19 protein-coding genes, 1 tRNA gene and 1 riboswitch are annotated in these 17,190 nt (G+C 68.1%); of the genes, 7 read left to right on the top strand and 13 right to left on the bottom strand.

The window, feature by feature from the left end; all coding sequences use genetic code 11:
• Nucleotides 1–156: 156 nt before the first annotated feature.
• Entirely contained in the window at nt 157–795 is a 639-nt protein-coding gene (locus WAZ62_RS18360; RefSeq protein WP_422644985.1) for a glutathione S-transferase family protein, read from the top strand.
• Between the two features lie 99 nt (nt 796–894).
• On the opposite strand, the gene WAZ62_RS18355 is transcribed toward WAZ62_RS18360, so the two are convergent.
• A complete protein-coding gene (locus tag WAZ62_RS18355) occupies nt 895–1,950 on the bottom strand; it encodes a saccharopine dehydrogenase family protein (RefSeq protein WP_422644984.1) in 1,056 nt (351 codons plus the stop codon).
• A gap of 129 nt (nt 1,951–2,079) precedes the next feature.
• On the opposite strand from WAZ62_RS18355, the gene WAZ62_RS18350 reads away from it, so the two are divergent.
• Genes WAZ62_RS18350 through WAZ62_RS18340 form a run of 3 tightly spaced genes read left to right on the top strand, consistent with a single transcriptional unit; the run spans nt 2,080 to nt 5,592 of the window.
• A complete protein-coding gene (locus WAZ62_RS18350) occupies nt 2,080–2,994 on the top strand; it encodes an ABC transporter ATP-binding protein (protein WP_422644983.1) in 915 nt (304 codons plus the stop codon).
• Nucleotides 2,994–4,298 carry a hypothetical protein gene (locus WAZ62_RS18345; protein ID WP_422644982.1) on the top strand — a complete coding sequence of 435 codons (1,305 nt, stop codon included), beginning with the start codon at nt 2,994–2,996 and terminating at the stop codon, nt 4,296–4,298. Before WAZ62_RS18350 ends, WAZ62_RS18345 begins: the two co-directional genes overlap by 1 nt.
• Nucleotides 4,299–4,302: 4 nt before the next feature.
• Entirely contained in the window at nt 4,303–5,592 is a 1,290-nt protein-coding gene (locus WAZ62_RS18340) for a D-arabinono-1,4-lactone oxidase (protein ID WP_422644981.1), read from the top strand.
• Here the strand turns inward: WAZ62_RS18340 and WAZ62_RS18335 are convergent.
• The 9 genes from WAZ62_RS18335 to WAZ62_RS18295 are packed head-to-tail and all read right to left on the bottom strand — an operon-like array spanning nt 5,589 to nt 13,002.
• Nucleotides 5,589–5,996 (bottom strand): DUF4149 domain-containing protein, encoded by a 408-nt coding sequence (locus tag WAZ62_RS18335; RefSeq protein ID WP_422644980.1) that lies wholly within the window; start codon nt 5,994–5,996, stop codon nt 5,589–5,591. The genes WAZ62_RS18340 and WAZ62_RS18335 overlap by 4 nt on opposite strands.
• A gap of 9 nt (nt 5,997–6,005) precedes the next feature.
• Nucleotides 6,006–7,574 carry a proton-conducting transporter membrane subunit gene (locus tag WAZ62_RS18330; protein WP_422644979.1) on the bottom strand — a complete coding sequence of 523 codons (1,569 nt, stop codon included), beginning with the start codon at nt 7,572–7,574 and terminating at the stop codon, nt 6,006–6,008.
• Nucleotides 7,571–9,067 (bottom strand): complex I subunit 5 family protein, encoded by a 1,497-nt coding sequence (locus tag WAZ62_RS18325; protein WP_422644978.1) that lies wholly within the window; start codon nt 9,065–9,067, stop codon nt 7,571–7,573. Before WAZ62_RS18325 ends, WAZ62_RS18330 begins: the two co-directional genes overlap by 4 nt.
• On the bottom strand, nt 9,064–10,542 hold the full coding sequence (locus tag WAZ62_RS18320) for a proton-conducting transporter membrane subunit (RefSeq protein ID WP_422644977.1): 1,479 nt from the start codon (nt 10,540–10,542) through the stop codon (nt 9,064–9,066). Before WAZ62_RS18320 ends, WAZ62_RS18325 begins: the two co-directional genes overlap by 4 nt.
• A complete protein-coding gene (locus tag WAZ62_RS18315) occupies nt 10,539–10,922 on the bottom strand; it encodes a cation:proton antiporter subunit C (protein WP_422644976.1) in 384 nt (127 codons plus the stop codon). Before WAZ62_RS18315 ends, WAZ62_RS18320 begins: the two co-directional genes overlap by 4 nt.
• On the bottom strand, nt 10,919–11,896 hold the full coding sequence (locus tag WAZ62_RS18310) for a DUF4040 domain-containing protein (protein WP_422644975.1): 978 nt from the start codon (nt 11,894–11,896) through the stop codon (nt 10,919–10,921). Before WAZ62_RS18310 ends, WAZ62_RS18315 begins: the two co-directional genes overlap by 4 nt.
• Before the next feature lie 4 nt (nt 11,897–11,900).
• The gene (gene mnhG, locus WAZ62_RS18305; RefSeq protein WP_422644974.1) at nt 11,901–12,254 is read right to left on the bottom strand and encodes a monovalent cation/H(+) antiporter subunit G; all 354 of its coding nucleotides are present in this window, start codon (nt 12,252–12,254) and stop codon (nt 11,901–11,903) included.
• A complete protein-coding gene (locus WAZ62_RS18300) occupies nt 12,251–12,508 on the bottom strand; it encodes a monovalent cation/H+ antiporter complex subunit F (RefSeq protein ID WP_422644973.1) in 258 nt (85 codons plus the stop codon). Before WAZ62_RS18300 ends, mnhG begins: the two co-directional genes overlap by 4 nt.
• A gap of 2 nt (nt 12,509–12,510) precedes the next feature.
• Nucleotides 12,511–13,002, bottom strand: coding sequence for a Na+/H+ antiporter subunit E (locus WAZ62_RS18295; protein WP_422644972.1), 492 nt, complete (start codon nt 13,000–13,002; stop codon nt 12,511–12,513).
• A 297-nt stretch (nt 13,003–13,299) separates the two neighbouring features.
• On the opposite strand from WAZ62_RS18295, the gene WAZ62_RS18290 reads away from it, so the two are divergent.
• On the top strand, nt 13,300–13,833 hold the full coding sequence (locus WAZ62_RS18290) for a cold-shock protein (RefSeq protein ID WP_422644971.1): 534 nt from the start codon (nt 13,300–13,302) through the stop codon (nt 13,831–13,833).
• A gap of 71 nt (nt 13,834–13,904) precedes the next feature.
• On the opposite strand, the gene WAZ62_RS18285 is transcribed toward WAZ62_RS18290, so the two are convergent.
• The 3 genes from WAZ62_RS18285 to WAZ62_RS18275 all read right to left on the bottom strand — a co-directional run bounded on the left by WAZ62_RS18285 (nt 13,905) and on the right by WAZ62_RS18275 (nt 16,398).
• Nucleotides 13,905–14,840 (bottom strand): ABC transporter substrate-binding protein, encoded by a 936-nt coding sequence (locus WAZ62_RS18285; protein ID WP_422644970.1) that lies wholly within the window; start codon nt 14,838–14,840, stop codon nt 13,905–13,907.
• A complete protein-coding gene (locus WAZ62_RS18280) occupies nt 14,837–15,634 on the bottom strand; it encodes an ABC transporter permease (RefSeq protein WP_422644969.1) in 798 nt (265 codons plus the stop codon). The genes WAZ62_RS18285 and WAZ62_RS18280 overlap by 4 nt, the downstream gene beginning before the upstream one ends.
• Nucleotides 15,631–16,398, bottom strand: coding sequence for an ABC transporter ATP-binding protein (locus WAZ62_RS18275; RefSeq protein ID WP_422644968.1), 768 nt, complete (start codon nt 16,396–16,398; stop codon nt 15,631–15,633). The genes WAZ62_RS18280 and WAZ62_RS18275 overlap by 4 nt, the downstream gene beginning before the upstream one ends.
• Nucleotides 16,392–16,498: riboswitch (TPP riboswitch) on the bottom strand. (Overlaps the previous gene by 7 nt.)
• 102 nt (nt 16,499–16,600) lie before the next feature.
• On the opposite strand from WAZ62_RS18275, the gene WAZ62_RS18270 reads away from it, so the two are divergent.
• Entirely contained in the window at nt 16,601–17,053 is a 453-nt protein-coding gene (locus tag WAZ62_RS18270; protein ID WP_422644967.1) for a DUF192 domain-containing protein, read from the top strand.
• Between the two features lie 33 nt (nt 17,054–17,086).
• Nucleotides 17,087–17,163: transfer RNA gene (locus WAZ62_RS18265), tRNA-Pro, on the top strand.
• Nucleotides 17,164–17,190 lie beyond the last annotated feature (27 nt).

Raw genomic sequence — 17,190 nt, 5'->3', positions numbered from 1 at the left:
CGGCAAGACCGAGCGACGGCGCCCTCGTCTTGTCGGCGGGGCCGAGGCGGGCTGGCGCGCCATGATGCGCTGGCTCGATCTCGCCATGCCGTCGCCGTTCCGGCGCAAACGGATTTTCGCCCGCAAGGGTCAGGGTTGAACAGGGAAGGAAACCATATGGCCGAATACACGCTCCATTGCTTTGCCCAGTCGGGCAATGCCTACAAGCCGGCGCTCTATCTCAACCTCGTCGGGGCCGACTGGGCACCTCGTTTCGTCGATTTCTTCAATGGCGCGGGACGGACGCCGGAATTCCTCGCGATCAATGAAATGGGCGAGATCCCCGTGCTCGACCATGGCGAGGTCCGCCTTACCCAGTCGGGCGTGATCCTCGATTATCTCGTCGAGCAATTCGGCCAGTTCGGCTGGCGGGACGAGACGGAGCGGCGCGAGATCCTGCGCTGGATCCTGTTCGACAATCACAAGTTCACGGCCAATATCGCGACCTGGCGCTTCCTGATCAATTTCGCGCCCAAACCCATGGCGCCCGAGGTGATGGACTTCATGAAGGGCCGCGCCAAGGTCGGGGCCAAGGTGCTCGCCCAGCATCTGGAGGGCCGCGATTTCGTCGTCGGCGACCGGCCGACCATCGCCGATCTGTCGCTCTGCGGTTATGTCTTCTACGAGAATGAATATCCGATCGACTGGGCCAGGGATTACCCGCCGATCCACGCCTGGGCTGAACGCATCAAGGCCCTGCCGGGCTGGAAGCATCCTTACGAGCTGATGCCCGGTTATCCGCTGAAGAAGGGCTGAGGCGGCATTTCCGGCACGAGATTCCGGCCTTCGCCGGAATGACGATTTTCTTCTGTCGTCGTCCCGGCGAAGGCCGGGACCTCGTGATGGCTCGTGTTCCTAACTGTTCAGATCTTCCCGCGCGCAGCCCGGTATTTCGAGAATGAGGTCGGCGCCGTAAGCCCCGCCCGGCGTGGCGTAACCCGGGCGGACGTCGCCGCCCGCGACCTTGCCGGCGATGAGGAGCGCGGTCTCGACCGTGAGGGCATAGGGCTCGATCACGGTAAGGCGGGAGCGGAGGCGGGTGCCGGCGGCATTGGCGGCCTCGCCCAGCAGGATGGCGCTGGCGGTGCGGCGCACCGTCTCGTCGGGCCCCGGCGGCATCAGGTTCACCGCCTGTTTCAGCAGATATTGCGCGGGCGCGGTGCCCAGCAGTTTTCGCACGGCCTTCGGTAGGCCCAGCATCCGCGACAGTTCCGGCGTCGATTCGAAGAAGACTTCGATATCGGGAATGCCCGTCGTGTGGAAGGCGGTCGCGACATCGCCCCAGGAAATGCCGATCGACGGTTTCGGCCCCTTGCCGAAGTCGATCTCGTCCCGGGGCACGCCGTTGATTTCCACCAGCTTGCCGCCGCGCCGAACCATGGTGCCCTTGGCGATCTGCTCGATCGAGGTCTTGGCCGTGCCGCGCGACATATTGGCGAGGCCGCTCATGGCGAGGCGCAGGCTGCGCGCGTCCGGTAGGCGGTTGCGCATATGGGCGGCGAGACAGTCGGACGGTACGACATCGAAGCCGACGCCGGGCATCAGCATGATACCGGCGGCCTTGGCCCGTTCCGACAACGCGGCGCAGTGTTCGAACACCGAAATCTCGCCGGTGATGTCGAGATAATGCACGCCCTTTCGCAGGCAGGCCTCGACCATGGGGCGGCTGGTCGCCGAGAAGGGCCCGGCGACATGAAGGACGACGGCGATACCCTCCAGCAGCCTGTCGAGGCCGGCGGCATCGTCGAGCGATGCGGCGGCATGGGGCAGGCCCAGCGGCCCGGCGACGGCGGCGACCCCGGCGGCATCGCGGCCGGCGGCCAGCATATCGATGCCGCGCTTCGCGGCGGCTTCGGCGATCAGGCGCCCGGTATAGCCGGTGGCGCCATAGAGCAGGATTCGCCCGGTCATCTCGTCTCTCTCCCCGTTTGTCGGATGACAAATAACATGAAGCGACAGCTTCGCACGACAGTTGCGCTGCCGGGCCGCCCGCACCACAATCCGGCGACAATGACACCGCGACAGGGGGGATGGCGCAGCGTGATCGAAGTCGAGGGGCTTTGCTTTGACTATCCGGCCAAGCGGGCCTTGTCGGATGTCGGTTTCACCATCGAGCCGGGCACGGTCACGGCACTGGTCGGGCCGAATGGCGCCGGCAAGACGACGCTGCTGCGCTGCCTCGCGACGCTGGAGCTGCCCTATGCCGGGCGCATCCGCCTCGACGGTATCGACACCGGCGAGGAGCCGCTGCGCGCCCGCCGCCTGCTCGGCTTCCTCGACGAATTCTTCGGTCTCTATGACGAGCTGTCGGTCCGCCGCTGCCTGACCTATTGGGCCGGCGCCCATGGCCTTGCCGGCGATACCGAGGCCGCCGTGCTCGACGCTGCCCGTCGCCTCGGCCTCGCCGACCGGCTGGAGGAGCGGGCGGGCAGCCTGTCGCGGGGCCTGCGCCAGCGTCTCGCCATCGCCCAGGTGATCATCCACCGGCCGCGCATCCTCCTGATGGACGAGCCGGCCTCGGGCCTCGACCCGGAGGCGCGGGCGGGCCTCGCCGATCTCATCCGCAGCCTGCAGGCGGAAGGGATGACGATCATCGTCTCGTCCCACATCCTCGTCGAGCTGCAGGACTATTCCAGCCACATGCTGATCGTCGACAAGGGTCGCATCGTCGATCATGCGCCGATCGGCGGCGCGTCGCCACGCCAGCGCAGCCGCCGCCTGCGCCTTGTCCTGTCGCGGCCGGCCGATGCTCTGGCCAGCGCCCTCGGCGGTGAGGCCGGGCTTGTGGTCGCGCCCGACGGCCTTGCCGCGCAATTCGATTTCACGGGCGATCTCGAGGCGCAGACGGCTTTGCTCGCCCGCCTCGTCGGTCAGGGCCTGCCGGTCGCCGCCTTCGGCGAGGACCATGAAAGCCTGCAGGACCGCTATATCGAGAAACTGAAGGCGTCGCGCTGATGAGCCTCCTCCTCAATCCGGAACTCCGCCGCAACCTGTGGCTCGAACTCGGCCCGGCGCGGGTGATCGCCATGCCGGCGGTGCTGTTCATGGTCTTCCTCCTGGCCTGGACCTGGGGCAAGGCGGAAGGCATGGCCTTCGCCGCCGCCTTCACCGGCTGGGCGCTCCTCGTGCTCTGGGGCACGCGGCTCGCCTGTGATGCCGTGATTTCCGAGGTTCAGGGCCGGACCTGGGATGGCCAGCGTCTCTCCGGTCTCGGGCCGCTGCGGATGACCATCGGCAAGCTGGCGGGCGGCCCCATCTATGCCTGGTATGGCGGCGTGATCTGCCTTGTCGCGCTGCTGGCGGCCGGCGGCATCGCGGACGAGCCGCTGGTGCCCATCGGCCTCGTCGTCACCGGCTTGTTCGGGCAGGCGGTCGCGCTGTGGTTCGGCCTCGTGCAGCTGCGGCTGCGCTCGGGCGTGCAGCGCTTCCATGTCACCTTCGCCCAGGTGGTCGGCATCATCGTTTCGGTCCAGCTGACGCCCTTCGAGCATTTCATCGATGTCTCGGTCAGCTGGTACGGCATGACCTTCAACGGTTTCGAATTCGCCCTGCTGTCGACGGCGCTGTTCACCGTCTGGGCCTGGATCGGCTGCTATCGCCTGATGCGGGCGGAATTGCAGTATCGCAGCTGGCCCCTGGTCTGGTGCGCGTTCCTGGTCTTTCTCCTCGTCTATTTCGACGGTCTGTCCGGGCAATATTTCGGCCTGTTCAGCCCCTTCGCCCGGTTCAGCGCGGACGAGGCTTTCCTGTGGCAGGCCGGCGGTTTCCTGACCATCGTCTCGGCCAGCTGGTTCGCCATGTTGCTGGAGCCCAAAAGCATCGTCCGCCTGCGCCGCCTGTTCGAGCGGCTGCGCAAGGGCGATGCCGCCCGCGCCCTTGGCGACCTGCCGGTCTTCGTCGCCGGCCTGCCGGTCCTCGCCATCGCCGCGGTGCTGCTGACCCTCGGCAAACCGGAGCCGGGCCTTCTGCTGGCGCAGGCGGCTTCGCTCGTGCTGTTCCTGCTGCGCGATGGCGCGCTCGTCTATTACGTCGTGCTGGCGCCCGGGGCGCGGCGCGGCCATCTCGCCGCGCTGGTCTATCTCGTGCTGCTCTATGGCGTCGTGCCGGGCATCCTGGCCGGGGCGGACGCGGGCGTGCTGCTCGCCGCCTTCGTGCCGCTCGCCATGAAGGCGCCGGTGATCGGCCTTCTTGGTCCCGCCGTGCAGGCCATCGCCTTCGGCTTCCTGCTGTCGTCCCGGCTGACCACGGTGAGGGGCTGACGCGATGGCACATCTGTGGCGCAACTGGTCGGGCCTGCAACAGGCCGTCCCCGCCGTCAGCTTCGCCCCTGTGGAGGAAAGCGGCATCGTCGCCGCGGTGCGCGAGGCCAGCGCGCGGGGCCTTGGTCTTCGCGTCGTCGGCAGCGGCCATTCCTTCACGCCGCTCTGCGTGACCGATGGCGCCCAGATCAGCCTGGCCGGTCACAGCGGACTTGTTTCGGTCGAGGGGACGAGGGCGCGGGTGCGGGCCGGCACCACGATCCGCGCCCTTGGTCCCCTGCTCCGGGCCAGGGGCCTCAATCTCGCCAATCAGGGCGATATCGACGCCCAGGCCATCGCAGGCGCCATCGGCACGGCGACCCATGGCACCGGCCTAGGCCGGGGCTGCCTGTCGGCCCAGGTCGCGGCGCTTCGCCTCGTCACCGCCTCGGGCGAGGTGATCGAGTGCGACGAGGCGAATGCCCCCGATATCTTCAACGCGGCACGTGCCTCGCTCGGCGGTATCGGCATCATCTCGGAAGCGGTGATCGACTGCCTGCCGGCATATAACCTGCGCGAGAGCCGGCGCGTCGCCCCGCTCGACGAGGTGATCGCGGGTTTCCGCAAGGAAGCGGCGGCCCATGCCCATGCGGAATTCTTCTGGTTCCCGCTGACCGACAGCGCCGTGATCAAGACCCTGGATCACACGGACGAAGCCCCGGGCCGCTGGCGGTCCCTTCGCGTCGCCAAGGAAGCCGCGCTCGAGAATGGCGCGCTCTGGGGTTTTGGCCAGTTGTCGCGGCGCGTGCCCGCGCTGGCGGGGCCCCTGGCCCGCCTGTCGGCGGCGGCGGGCGGGGGCGGCGGCTTCGTAGACGAGGCGCATCGGGCCTTTCCCTCGCAGCGCTCCGTCCGCTTCAACGAGATGGAATATGCCGTGCCTGCGGACGAGGGTCTGTCCTGCATCGCCGAGATCAGGGACTGGTTCCGGCGCGGCGGCGAGAAGATCTACTTCCCGATCGAATTCCGCTTCGTCGCCGCCGACGACATCTGGCTCAGCCCCTTCTTCGGCCGGGCCAGCGCGACCATCGCCGTGCACCGCCTGGCGGGGGAGGATTTCAAAGCCTATTTCGCGGCGATGGAGGCGATCTTCCGCAATCACGGCGGCCGGCCCCATTGGGGCAAGCTGCATACGTTGAAGGCGGCTGAACTGGCGGCGCTCTATCCCGCCTGGGATGCCTTCCAGGCGGTGCGCCGCCGGCTCGATCCGGGCGGGCTGTTCCTGAACGACTACCTGCGGGGCCTGTTCGGCGCCTAAGGCCCGACCATGCCGCCGATGACGAAGGCGAGGGTGATGAACTGCGCGAGGTTCAGGCCCTGGCTGACGCCATGCAGCCGGCTGAAACTGGCGGCGGCCCTGGCGTCGCCCGCGTCGCGCGCATCGGACAGGCGGATGATCTCCGGCCGCAGCAGCAGATGGGCGAGAACGAAGCCGATGGCGACAAGGCCGAGCAGGGCGCCGATCCAGAACGGCGGCGCCAGCAGGGCGCCGAGCCCGGTCAACACGACCATCGCCGGATAATAGATCGCGAAGGCGTCCCGCATGAAACGGACCCCCTCGGACTTGCCCAGCTTGCCGAAGACCAGCGGGGCGAGGAAGAAGGAAAAGAACGCCATGCCCCCGAAGGCGAGGCTAACGAACAGGGCCGCGAGTGTCATCATGGCCTGATCCTAGCCGAAGGAAACGATCAGCACGATGGTCAGAACGGTCAGGGTCCACAATACCCCGTCGCCGACCCCGCCGACCGAGATATAGCGCGCGAGGCCGACCGCCGCTTGGCCGACCAGCCGCCCGCCACCGCCGAGGAAACGGCCGATGGTCTCGCCCGCACGATCCAGCAAGACGCCGAGTCGGCCGAAGCCGTCGACCGCGCCGATCACCCATGAGGGCAGCGGCACGGCCAGCGCGGCGAAGGCGCCCGGGCGCTGGCGGAAGATTCGACGCAGCGGCGTCAGCATGACGAGGGCGGCGACGGCGAGGGCGATGCCCTGCACGATCAGCGGCGTCGCATGGAAGGCGATTTCGGCATGGGGGCTGAGGGCGCCGCCGAAACTGCCGAGGGCAAGCCCCGCGAGGGTGAGGAGAAGGGCGGCCGCCCCCTCGCGCGAGGTGATGCGATCATCGCCGGGCGTGCCGAATTTCTCGATCAGCGGGCGAAGACCGGCGGTGGCGAAGACCACGGCGCCGACGATGACGATGACGATATCGGCCCAGCCGAGACCGGCGTGGATCAGCGCCTCGCCGATCACCGCCTTGCCGAGATAGCCGGCAAGGCCCGGCAGGCCGATGGTCAGCGCGGCGAGCAGGGCGAAGGGCCGAAGCCCGGCCGGGGCCTTGCCGCCCCGGGCTTCCAGCGCCCCGGCGACGAGGAACAGCAGCGTCGCATAGATGACATGGCCGATGGCCAGCAGGCGGACGCCGTCCAGCGCCTCGGGCGTGCCGAGGCCGATGCCGGCGATCATGACGCCGAGCTGGCTGACCACGGCCCAGGTCAGCAGGCGGCGCCAGTCGGATTCGAACAGGGTGGGGATCACCGCCATGCCGGCCATGAACAGGCCCAGCCAGATCAGCGCCGGCTCGCCCGGGAACAGGCGGGCGAGGGCGATGACGGCGACCTTGGTCGCGAAGGCGGACAGGAAGAGGGAGCCGGTCGGGCTGGCCGCGGCATAGGCATGGATCAGCCAGCCGTGCACCGGCGGCGCCGCCGCCTTGATCAGCAGGGCGAGGAGCACGAAGGCCCCGGCGGTCACGGTGCCATTGCTGTCCAGCGCGATGCCGATCAGCAGCAGCACCCCGGCCAGCACTTGCAGCAGCAGATAGGCGAGGCCGGCGCGGACGGCGGCGGGCGTGCCGCCGGCCATGACGATGAGGGCGGAGGCGATGGCGATCACCTCGGTCCAGATCATCAGCCCGCCCAGGCTTCGGCTGGCGAGGGCGGCGCAGGCGGCGCCGGTGGCGACGAGACCGGCGGCGACCGCCACCCGGTCCTCATGCGCGGCGGCGAACATCAGGCCAGCCCCGGCGACGAGATGGAAGGCGATGGCGAGGGCGGCGTCGAGCGGGTCGAAGACCGGTGCCCCGCCCGTCATGAACATCAGCCACAGGCTGGCCAGCAGGCCGATATAGCCGATGTTGCGCGCGGCGACGGGCAAGCGGCACAGGCCGGCGAGCAGGCCGGCCAGCAGCAGGGGCCAGCCCGGCGGCAGCTGCGCGAGATCGAGGGCGAGGGCTTCGGTCATGGCAGGGCTCCAAGGCCGATGGCCGGCGCGACGAAGCGCAGGATGGAGGGCGCCGCGACGAAGAGAACGACGCAGCCCGCCGCCGTCACCATCGGCGGGATCAGGGCCAGCAGCGGCAGATGCCCGTCGCCATGGCCGTGGTCTTCATGGGGCAGGGCATGGGGATCATCCTCGCCGGCCTTACGGAACACGGCGGTGATGAAGATCGGCGCGAGATAACCGAGGGTGAGCAGGGTCGAGAGACCCAGACAGCCGACGAGCAGATAGAGATCGCGGGCCGATGCCGCCTCGAGGAGGAGGAACTTCGGCCACATGCCGCCAAAGGGCGGCAGGCCGGCGACCGACAGCGCGCCGACGAGGAAAGACGCCATCAGAAGCGGCAGCTTCACGCCGATGCCGGATATTTCCGAGAGTTTCTTCTTGTGGGTCGCGATCTGGATCGCGCCCGCGCCGAAGAACAGGGTGATCTTGCCCCAGGCGTGCATGACGAGCTGAAGAATGCCGGCGCCGATCGCCAGCGGCGAGCCGATGGCGACGGCGAGGGTGACCATGGCGAGCTGCGCCACCGTCGAATAGGCGAGGCGGGCCTTCAGATCGTCCTTGGTCATGGCGATGACGCTGGCGGCGATGACGCTGGCGGCGGCGATCACGATCAGCACGTCGCCCACGCCCCTTCCGATCACGTCGATGCCGAAGATATAGACGGCGATCTTCAGCAGGGTGAAGACGCCGGCCTTCACCACGGCGACGGCGTGCAGCAGCGCCGAGACCGGCGTCGGCGCCACCATGGCGGCGGGCAGCCAGCCGTGCAGCGGCATCAGCGCCGCCTTGCCGACACCATAGGCGAAGAGGAGGAGGAGGACGGTCAGCAAGCCGTCGCCCAGCTTGCCGTCGAGAATGCCGCCCGGCGTGAAGTCGAGGGTGCCGGCGGCGATCCAGGTCCAGAGAATGGCGCCGAGGAACGGCACGAGCGAGGTCGCGAGCAGATAGGCGAGGTAACGCCGCGCGCCCGCGATCGCGCCTTCGGTCTGCCAATGGACGACGAGGGGATAGGTGACGAGGGTCAGCACTTCATAGGCGACGAAAAGCGTCGCCAGATTGCCGGCCATGGCGATCGCCATGGCGGCGGAAAGCGCGAGGGCGAAACAGGCGTAGAAGCGGGTCTGGCGCGGTGCGTGTTCCGCCCGCATGTAACCGATGGAATAAAGCGAGTTGAGGCCCCACAGCCCGGCCGCGACCCCGGCGAAGACCAGGCCGATCGGCTCCGCCCGCAGCATCAGGGCAAAGCCCGGCAGGATCTCCGCGATGACGAGGGGCTGGGCGGTGGCGGCGTCGAAGCCGGCGATCAATTCGTAGACGGTGACGGCGAGGCCGGCGGCGCCCGCCAGCGTCACCGCTTCCCGGATATTGGGCGAGCGGCCGGTGAGGGCGATGAGAAGGGCGGTCGCCAGCGGCAGCAGGATCGCGGTCAGCATCAGGTCATGCGGGCTCATGGCGCGCCCCCGATCATCTGCGCGGCGATTCGGCCGGCCAGGGTCAGCATCGGCTCGCTCCAGATGCCGAGCCCGATGGTGGCGGCGCCGAGCAGGCCGACCGGCAGCAGGAAGGCGGGATGCAGGTCATGGCGCGGGGCGGTTTTCGCCGGCGCCGCCATGCCCGCCTCGACGATGCGCCAGACATAGGCGACGGTGATCAGCGAGGTCAGCATGACACCGCCGACGACCAGCCAGTTGGCCTGCTCGAAGGCGAGCTTGACCACCAGCAGCTTGGAGACGAAGCCGGCGGTCAGCGGCACGCCGATCAGGGCGAGGCCGCCGAGGACGAGGAAGCCGAAGGCGACGGGCATGTCCCTCGACAGGCCGGCCAGCGCATCCATCCGGGTCGTGCCGCGGCGATGCAGGACGGCGGCGGTGGTCGCGAACATGCCGCCCTTGATGATCGCATGATTGAACAGGTTGACGAGGGCGGCGGCGATACCGGAGATGCCGCCGAGGCCGAGGGCGACCAGCATTAACCCTAGGTTCGCGATCGAGGAATAGGCCAGCAGCCGGCGCAGATCCTTGGTCGTCACCGCGATGACGGAGCCCGCGACCAGCATGGCGAGGCCGATGGGCGGCAGCAGGGCGGCGAAATTCACCCGGCCGATCTCGCCCGGCGTGTCGAAGACGAAATCCGACATGCGGATCAGCAGATAGATCGAGACCTTGGTTGCCGTCATGGCGAGGAAGGTGCCTACGCCTGCCGGCGCATAGGCATAGGCGTTGGGCATCCAGCGGTGCAGCGGCAGCATGGCCGCCTTCAGCGCGATGCCGACGAAGATGAAGGACGAGCCGACGATGACGGCCCGCTTCGGCGCCGTCGCCATCCGCTCGCCGAGGTCCGCCATGTTCAGCGTGCCGGTGACGACATAGAGGAAGGCGATGCCGATGACGAAGAAGGTGGCGCCCGTCGCGCCCAGCACCAGATAGTCGAAGGCCGCGGTCAGCGCGCGGCGGTCGGCGCCGGCGCCCATGGCGATCAGGACATAGGTCGAGAGCGACGAGATTTCGAGGAAGACGAAGACGTTGAAGATATCGCCGGTGACGACGATGCCGACAAGCCCGGCCAGGCACAGCAGGAAAGCGGCGAACAGCCGGGGCTGATCGCCGGGCGCGATGGTGCCGCGCAGCGAGACCGGCAGGAACAGGGCGACCAGCGTCGCGGCGTAAGCCAGGAGGCAGGCCATGGCGGCCGCCAGCAGGTCGATGCGATATTCGATGCCGATGGGCGGCGCCCAATTGCCGAGGGCATAGGAGATCACCGTGCCGTCCAGCGTCTGGCACAGCAGCAGCGTGGCGAGCGCGGCATCGAGGGCGGCGATCATCAACACGGCCGCCCCGGCGATCCGGGCATCGCGCAGCAGGGCGACGAGCGGCGCGCAGAGCAGCGGCAGGACGACGACGAGGACGGCGGCGTGCTGGGCGATCATGGCCGGGCCTCCGGCTCGGGCGGCAATTCGGGCACGGTGAGGGGCAGGAGATCCTCCTCCTCGATGGTGCCGAAACTTTCGCGGATGCGGACGGCGAGGGCGAGGCCGACCGCCAGCGTGGCGACGCCGACGACGATCGCGGTCAGGATCAGCACCGAAGGCAGCGGGTTGGAATAGCTGTTGAAGCCGGGCGACAGAATGGGCGGGGTCGCCCCGTCGACGACGCCGATGGCGATGTAAAGGACGAAGACCGAGACCTGGAAGATGCCGAGGCCGATCAGCTTCTTCACGAGGTTGCCCTGCGCGATGACGATGTAGAGCCCGGTCATCATGAGGACGATGACGGCCCAATAGGGGAAGAGACCGACGAGATCGCTCATGGCTCGCTCCGGCGGCTGGCGAAGCGCTGGAACAGCAGGATCATCACGCAGGTCACGGTCATGAAGACGCCGAATTCGATCGCGGTCAGGCCGATCTGCTGCCCGCTGGGCCGGGGCGACAGGGCATCGTAGTCGAGGAACTGGTGGCCGAGCGCGAGGGTGACGAGACCCGTGCCGCCGTAAGTGAGGACACCGAGCGCGGCGATGACCTTCAGCACCCGCTCCGGCACCAGTTTGTTCAGGCGATCGATGCCGAAGACGAGACCATAGAGGATCATGGCACCGCCGAATATGGCCCCGGCCTGAAAGCCACCACCCGGACTGTAAGCGCCATGGAACTGGACATAGGGGGCGAGGAACAGGGTCATCGGCACGAAAAGCGTCGCGATCGAACGAAGAATGACGTCGCGATCCGCCCGCGCCGGGGCATCGCCGCGCCGCAGGGGCCGGGCCTGCGAGCCGCCGAGCAGCATCAGGACACCAAGGGCGGCGGTGAAGACCACCACTGTTTCGCCCATCGTGTCATAGCCGCGATAGGAGCCGAGCACCGAGGTGATGACATTGGGAATGCCGATCTCGGCCGCGCTCTCGTTCAGGTAATGCGGCGCGACATGCTGGTTGGCCGGGGCGAGGGGATCGCCGAAACGTGGCAGCTCCAGCGTGCCATAAACCAGGGCAAGGCCGCAGATGGTCGAGACGATGAGACCGACCGCCGAGGCACGGCGGCCGACCCGCTTCTCGCGCCGGCCGGTCAGGCGGATCGCGGCGAGGGTCAGCACGGTCGAGACGCCGGCGCCGACACAGGCTTCGGTGAAGGCGACGTCGGGCGCGTCGAACAGCACGAAGATGGCGCAGCAGGTGAAGCTGAAGATGCCCGACAACATGGTGACCACCAGGAGGTCGTCCATGAAGGCGATGGTCACGGCAAGCGCGCCGAGCGCGGCCAGGAGGCCGATCATCAGAAGGGTTTCCATCGGTCTATTCCCCCGGCACGGCCGGCGGGGGCCGGTCCTCGTGCAGGCTGGGGCGTAACCCCGATCGGAAGGCGGCCCGGGCCAGGGCGTGGCAACTGGCGGGCGAGGCGAAAAGCGCGACGAGCAGGACGACGATCAGCTTCACCGCCGTCAGCAGGTCGGGCGACAGCACGGCGAGGCCGACCAGGATGCCGATGGCGCCAGCCGTGTCGGTGACGCCGGCGGCATGGGCCCTCGTATAGAAGTCGGGCAACCGCACGAGGCCGAAGGCGCCGATGAGCGCGGTCAGCCCCCCGATACCGATCAGGATATCCCCAAGCACGAGACGCGCGAGGTCCAGAATGTCGAGCAGGGTCATGACCGTTCCTTGTCCCCGACCAGATAGCGCAGCATCGCGACCGTGCCGATGAGGTTCAGCACGGCATAGACAAGGGCGATATCGATGAAGTCGTAACGGTCCGTGGCGAAGCCGAGAACCGCGATGAGCAGGATCGTCTTGGTGCCGATCACGTTCAGCGACAGTACCCGGTCGAATACCGAGGGACCGGCGATGGCGCGAATCAGGGCCAGGGCGAAGGTCATGAAAAGCGCGATGGCGACGGCGGCATACATGTTCAGGCACCCGTGCCGCGAAAATCTTCATCGAGAATCAGGCAGCGCCGGTCCATTTCGCCGTCCTGCAGCGAAGCCAGTCCTTCGCGGTGCAGCGCGTGAATCAGGAACTGGTCACCCTCGGCGAGGACGGTGATGGTCCCCGGGGTCAGGGTGATCGAATTGGCATAGAGCGTCTTGCACAGCTCGGTCTTCTGCGAGGCGTGAACCCAGCCCATGGCGGGGCTCGCCGGCTTGCCGAGACCCAGCACGCAGCGAATGACATCGATATTCGCCTTGATGATCTCCACAAGAAGCCAGCGCCAGTATACAACCAGTGATACGATCAGGGCGAAGGGCTGGAAGTGCCGCGACACGAGCCCGAGGTGAGTCAGCAGGAGAATCACGCCGACGACCGAGAGAACGGAAGTGACAAGCAGAAAGGGAGAGAAATGCCCGGACAGTCCGATCCACAGGAAATAGAACGCGGCACCCAGCAGCAGTCTTTGTGTCACCGGCCTCCCTTTCAGCCTTGTCGCTCTGATCTCGCGAGCGATAAATGTGCCGAAAACGCCGATGAATGCAATGGCGTTGGCGGCTCTATTGCGCGGTGCAATAGATGCGGCGCAACAAATCTGCATCCAATCGGGTGTCAATTGACTCAGCCCCGGCCCATCATTCCGCGTGACACCAAGGTGGCATGGTGTGATGATGGCGTCACAAAGAACGCGGGGAAAACTGCGCGTAAAAATAGGGGGATAGCCAGAAAAGGTGACCTGCCCGTCATCTTTTCAGTGTGGGAAGAGTAGCTCATGGAACAGATCATGGCGGCGAGTGGCGGCGCCGAATTCGCCACAATCGAGATATCCGGTCGGGTCAAGTGGTTCGACATGACGAAGGGTTACGGCTTCGTCACGCCGGGGGACGGCCAGGGGGATATTCTGCTGCATCTGTCGGCCCTGCGTCAGGCGGGGCTCGACCATGTCGACGAGGGGGCAACGCTTCGCTGCGAAGCGGTTCGCCGGCCCAAGGGCTTCCAGGCGCTGCGTGTGATCGATCACGATCCCTCGACCGCCTTGCCGTCCGACCGGTTGCGGCCACCGCCCAGGCGGGCTCTGCCCCAGGTCGAGGATGCCGGGTCGCCGGTGCCGGCCATGGTGAAATGGTTCAACCGTGCCCGGGGCTATGGCTTCGTCTCACGCGGCGAAGGCACGCCCGACATCTTCGTGCATATGGAAGTGTTGCGACGATCGGGGGTGATCGAAGTGGCTCCGGGCCAGTCGGTCATGGTCCGCATCGTCGAAAGCGACAAGGGACCGCAGGTCGCAGAATTGAAACCTTCCTAGGTACAGCCCCTCCGGGGGTGTGACCAGCGGCGCGTCCCGGGCAGGGTACGCGCCGTTTCTTTTTGCGGGGGTCAGCGCGGCATGGCGGCGTAATCGCTGGCGTTGCCGGCGCGGGTGATCAGGCCGGCATCCTTCAGGAAGGCGGCGATCCGCGCGAAGCGGGCCGGATCGAGGGCGGCGGGACTGGCGGCGAGTCGGGGCAGGGTCAGCGCCCAGGCTTCGCGGTTCAGGTCGTCGTTCAACTCCGGATGATCCTTGACGAAGGCGGCCCAGGCGGCGTCCGGATGGTTCAGGGTGAAGGTGACGCCGGCCTCGAGGGCGGCGTTGAAGCGCGCGATGCGGGGATCGTCCACCTTGTCGGCGGCGGCGACGACGATCAGCTCGTCATAGGCGGGGACGCCGTGATCCTCGACCGCGAAGATGCGCGCGGGCTTGCCGAGCAGGCGCATTTCCGGGATCTCGAAATTGCGGAAGGCGCCGATCACGCCATCAACCTGGCCGGAGGCGAGCGCTGTCGCCAGGGCGAAATTCACATTGATCAGGGTTACGTCGGCGGGGACAAGGCCCGCGCTCTTCAGCATGGCCTGCAGCAGCGCATCCTCGAAGCCGGCGACCGAATAGCCGATCTTGCGGCCCTTGAGGTCGGCGAGCGTCTTCACCGGCCCGTTGGCCAGCACGGCGAGGCTGTTCAGCGGCGTATCGACGAGGGTCGCGACCCGGCGCAGGGGCAGGCCCGCGTCGACGAGGAGAACCAGCTGCGGCTGATAGGTCACGGCGAGATCGGCCTTGCCGGCGGCGACCAGCTTCGGCGGGTCGTTGGGGTCGGACGGCGCGATCAGCTCGACCTCGAGCCCTTGCGCGGCGAAGAAACCCTGGCTTTGCGCGGCGAACAGCGCGGCATGATCGGGATTGACCGCCCAGTCGAGCAGCACGGTCAATTTGTCGGCCGCCGCCGCCGGCAGTGACAGCAGGCAGGCGAGGGCCAGGGGAACAAGGCGCTTCATCATGTCGGATCGGACTCCTTGAGGAAATCGGTGGGGCGGGCCCAGGGCGTCGCCCTGGCCATGGCGCCATCCACGAGGCGATAGAGCAGCAGGGCGATGACGGCGAGAAGGATGAGGGCGGCGAACATCAGATCGATCTTCGCCCGCGCGTTGGCCTGCAGCATCAGCCAGCCGAGGCCACCGGCCGAGCCGACCCATTCGCCGACGACGGCGCCAATGGGGGCGACGGCGGCGGCGATGCGCAGGCCCGAGCCGAGGGCGGGCAGGGCCGCCGGACCATAGAGATGGCGAAGCAGGCGCCAGCGCCGGCCGGGACGGGCCGCGCCGCCGGTCATCACCCGCGCGAGATCGGCGAGGCCGGGCTCCAGCCGGGCGATGCCGTCGGCGAGGGCGATGGTCACGGGAAAGAAGATGATGATGCCGGCCATGGCGATCTTGGACGCCATGCCATAGCCGAGCCAGAGCACCAGCAGGGGCGCGATGGCGAAGACCGGAATCGCCTGGCTGGCGATCACCAGCGGCAGCAGCACCCGCCGCAGCCGCCGCGAGGCAGACAGCGCGACCGCGGCGCCGATGCCGACCATGGCGCCGACGACAAGGCCGAGGCCGATCTCGGCCAGGGTGATCAGCCCGTGATCGAGCAGCAGGCTACGGTCGAGCCACAGGCGCCGGGCGACGGCGACGGGACCCGGCAGGATGAAGGGCGGCGGCGCCAGCAGCAGAATCAGCCCCTGCCACAGCACGAGGAGGGAGAGGCTGGCGCCAAAGGCGGCGATGACCGGACGACCCCCCTTCACGCGGCCGCTCCATCCGTGGCGAGGCGATCGAACAGACGGCCCAGCGCGGCGCCGAATTCCGGCCGGGTCGGATCGCGCGGAACGGGGCCGTCCGGCACCGCGACCTCATGCAGGGTGGCGGGGCCGCCGATCAGCACCAGGATGCGATCGGCAAGGCGCAGGGCTTCCGCCGGATCATGGGTGACCAGCAGCACGGTCCGGCCGGACAGGGACAGGGCCGTCTCCCCCTGCAGGCGATGGCGCGTCACGGCGTCGAGGGCGGAGAAGGGCTCGTCCATCAGGATGACCGGCCGGTCCTCGTACAGTGTCCGGGCCAAGGCCGCGCGCTGGCGCATTCCACCGGAGAGGGCGTCGGGCCGCAGGTGCGTGGCTTCGCCAAGGCCAAGGCGGGTGAGGATGGCGCGGGCGCGGGCAAGGTCCGGCGTCTCGCCGCGCAGGCGGGCGCCAAGGACGGTGTTCTCGATCAGCCGGGCCCAGGGCAGCAGATGATCGCGCTGCGCCATCATGGCGATCCGGCCAGCCAGGGGGGCGCCGTCATCGGCCGAAACAGAGCCGGCGAGGCCCGCGGCCGGCAGGCCGGCGACCAGTTTCAGCAGGCTGGTCTTGCCGATGCCGCTCGGCCCCAGCAGGCAGGTGGTGCGGCCCCCTTCAAGGGTGAGGTCGAGGCCGGCGAAATGGCACAGGACACCGAAACGCAGCGACGCGCCGGATATCACGATGGCAGGCGACCTGCCGGCAGCGGCCGGCCCGTCGGATACAGTCATGGAACCACCCATCCCTACGCCGGTGTGAACCGGATCAGGTTCTAGGGGTCGTTCCGCGTGGAACCTCTCAGCCGGCGCTCCGGCTCCCCCGAGTGAAGAAGGCCGGACTATGCCCGCCGGGGGCGGGACGGGCAAGGCCTTATTGCCTGATCGCCTCCGGCATGGCCTTGACGCTGCGCGGGGCCATGGGCATCGTCGCGGCATGATCAGGCGCCTGTTTCTCTCGCTCTTCCTGCTGCTGTCGCTGATGCCGGCGGTGGCCGCCGCCACCGCGCCCCGGATCGACGATCTCGTGATCGCGACCGCCGACGGACGCCGCCTGTCTTTCCGGGTCGAAATGGCGCTGGACGACGAGACGCGGGCCAAGGGTCTGATGTTCCGCCAGTCTCTGGCGCCCGATGGCGGCATGCTGTTCCTGTGGAGCCGGCCGGTCGGCATCGTCATGTGGATGAAGAACACGCCGATCCCGCTCGACATGCTGTTCGTCGATCAGGCGGGCACGATCATCCGCATCGCGAAGCAGATGGTGCCCTATAGTCTCGACAATATTCCGGCGGGGGCGCCGTCCCTCGGCGTGCTCGAGGTCGCGGGCGGCACGGCCGATCGCCTCGGCATTCACGCCGGCGATCGCATGCTTCATCCTGCCTTTCATTGAACCTGCGGCTGGCCTCGTGTATGAGGGCGGCAACGGGGCGTAGCTCAGCCTGGTAGAGCGCTTGCTTTGGGAGCAAGAAGTCGCAAGTTCGAATCTTGTCGCCCCGACCATCGGTGCCTTGCGGGGCGCCGGGCCCC

The organism is Zavarzinia sp., assembly GCF_049306435.1.
In the GTDB taxonomy this organism is placed as follows: domain Bacteria; phylum Pseudomonadota; class Alphaproteobacteria; order Zavarziniales; family Zavarziniaceae; genus Zavarzinia.
Note: the sequence above shows the minus strand (reverse complement) of the source record. Positions and strands in the feature narration are given on the sequence as shown.

What these genes read in the sequence shown, in the direction of transcription:
- WAZ62_RS18340 (WP_422644981.1), top strand. Translation starts at nt 4,303, where the DNA reads ATGGCACATCTGTGGCGCAACTGGTCGGGCCTGCAACAGGCCGTCCCC.
- WAZ62_RS18270 (WP_422644967.1), top strand. Translation starts at nt 16,601, where the DNA reads ATGATCAGGCGCCTGTTTCTCTCGCTCTTCCTGCTGCTGTCGCTGATG.
- mnhG (WP_422644974.1), bottom strand. Translation starts at nt 12,254, where the DNA reads ATGACCCTGCTCGACATTCTGGACCTCGCGCGTCTCGTGCTTGGGGAT.
- WAZ62_RS18360 (WP_422644985.1), top strand. Translation starts at nt 157, where the DNA reads ATGGCCGAATACACGCTCCATTGCTTTGCCCAGTCGGGCAATGCCTAC.
- WAZ62_RS18355 (WP_422644984.1), bottom strand. Translation starts at nt 1,950, where the DNA reads ATGACCGGGCGAATCCTGCTCTATGGCGCCACCGGCTATACCGGGCGC.
- WAZ62_RS18335 (WP_422644980.1), bottom strand. Translation starts at nt 5,996, where the DNA reads ATGATGACACTCGCGGCCCTGTTCGTTAGCCTCGCCTTCGGGGGCATG.
- WAZ62_RS18315 (WP_422644976.1), bottom strand. Translation starts at nt 10,922, where the DNA reads ATGAGCGATCTCGTCGGTCTCTTCCCCTATTGGGCCGTCATCGTCCTC.
- WAZ62_RS18275 (WP_422644968.1), bottom strand. Translation starts at nt 16,398, where the DNA reads ATGACTGTATCCGACGGGCCGGCCGCTGCCGGCAGGTCGCCTGCCATC.
- WAZ62_RS18345 (WP_422644982.1), top strand. Translation starts at nt 2,994, where the DNA reads ATGAGCCTCCTCCTCAATCCGGAACTCCGCCGCAACCTGTGGCTCGAA.
- WAZ62_RS18310 (WP_422644975.1), bottom strand. Translation starts at nt 11,896, where the DNA reads ATGGAAACCCTTCTGATGATCGGCCTCCTGGCCGCGCTCGGCGCGCTT.
- WAZ62_RS18330 (WP_422644979.1), bottom strand. Translation starts at nt 7,574, where the DNA reads ATGACCGAAGCCCTCGCCCTCGATCTCGCGCAGCTGCCGCCGGGCTGG.
- WAZ62_RS18285 (WP_422644970.1), bottom strand. Translation starts at nt 14,840, where the DNA reads ATGATGAAGCGCCTTGTTCCCCTGGCCCTCGCCTGCCTGCTGTCACTG.
- WAZ62_RS18290 (WP_422644971.1), top strand. Translation starts at nt 13,300, where the DNA reads ATGGAACAGATCATGGCGGCGAGTGGCGGCGCCGAATTCGCCACAATC.
- WAZ62_RS18300 (WP_422644973.1), bottom strand. Translation starts at nt 12,508, where the DNA reads ATGTATGCCGCCGTCGCCATCGCGCTTTTCATGACCTTCGCCCTGGCC.
- WAZ62_RS18320 (WP_422644977.1), bottom strand. Translation starts at nt 10,542, where the DNA reads ATGATCGCCCAGCACGCCGCCGTCCTCGTCGTCGTCCTGCCGCTGCTC.
- WAZ62_RS18325 (WP_422644978.1), bottom strand. Translation starts at nt 9,067, where the DNA reads ATGAGCCCGCATGACCTGATGCTGACCGCGATCCTGCTGCCGCTGGCG.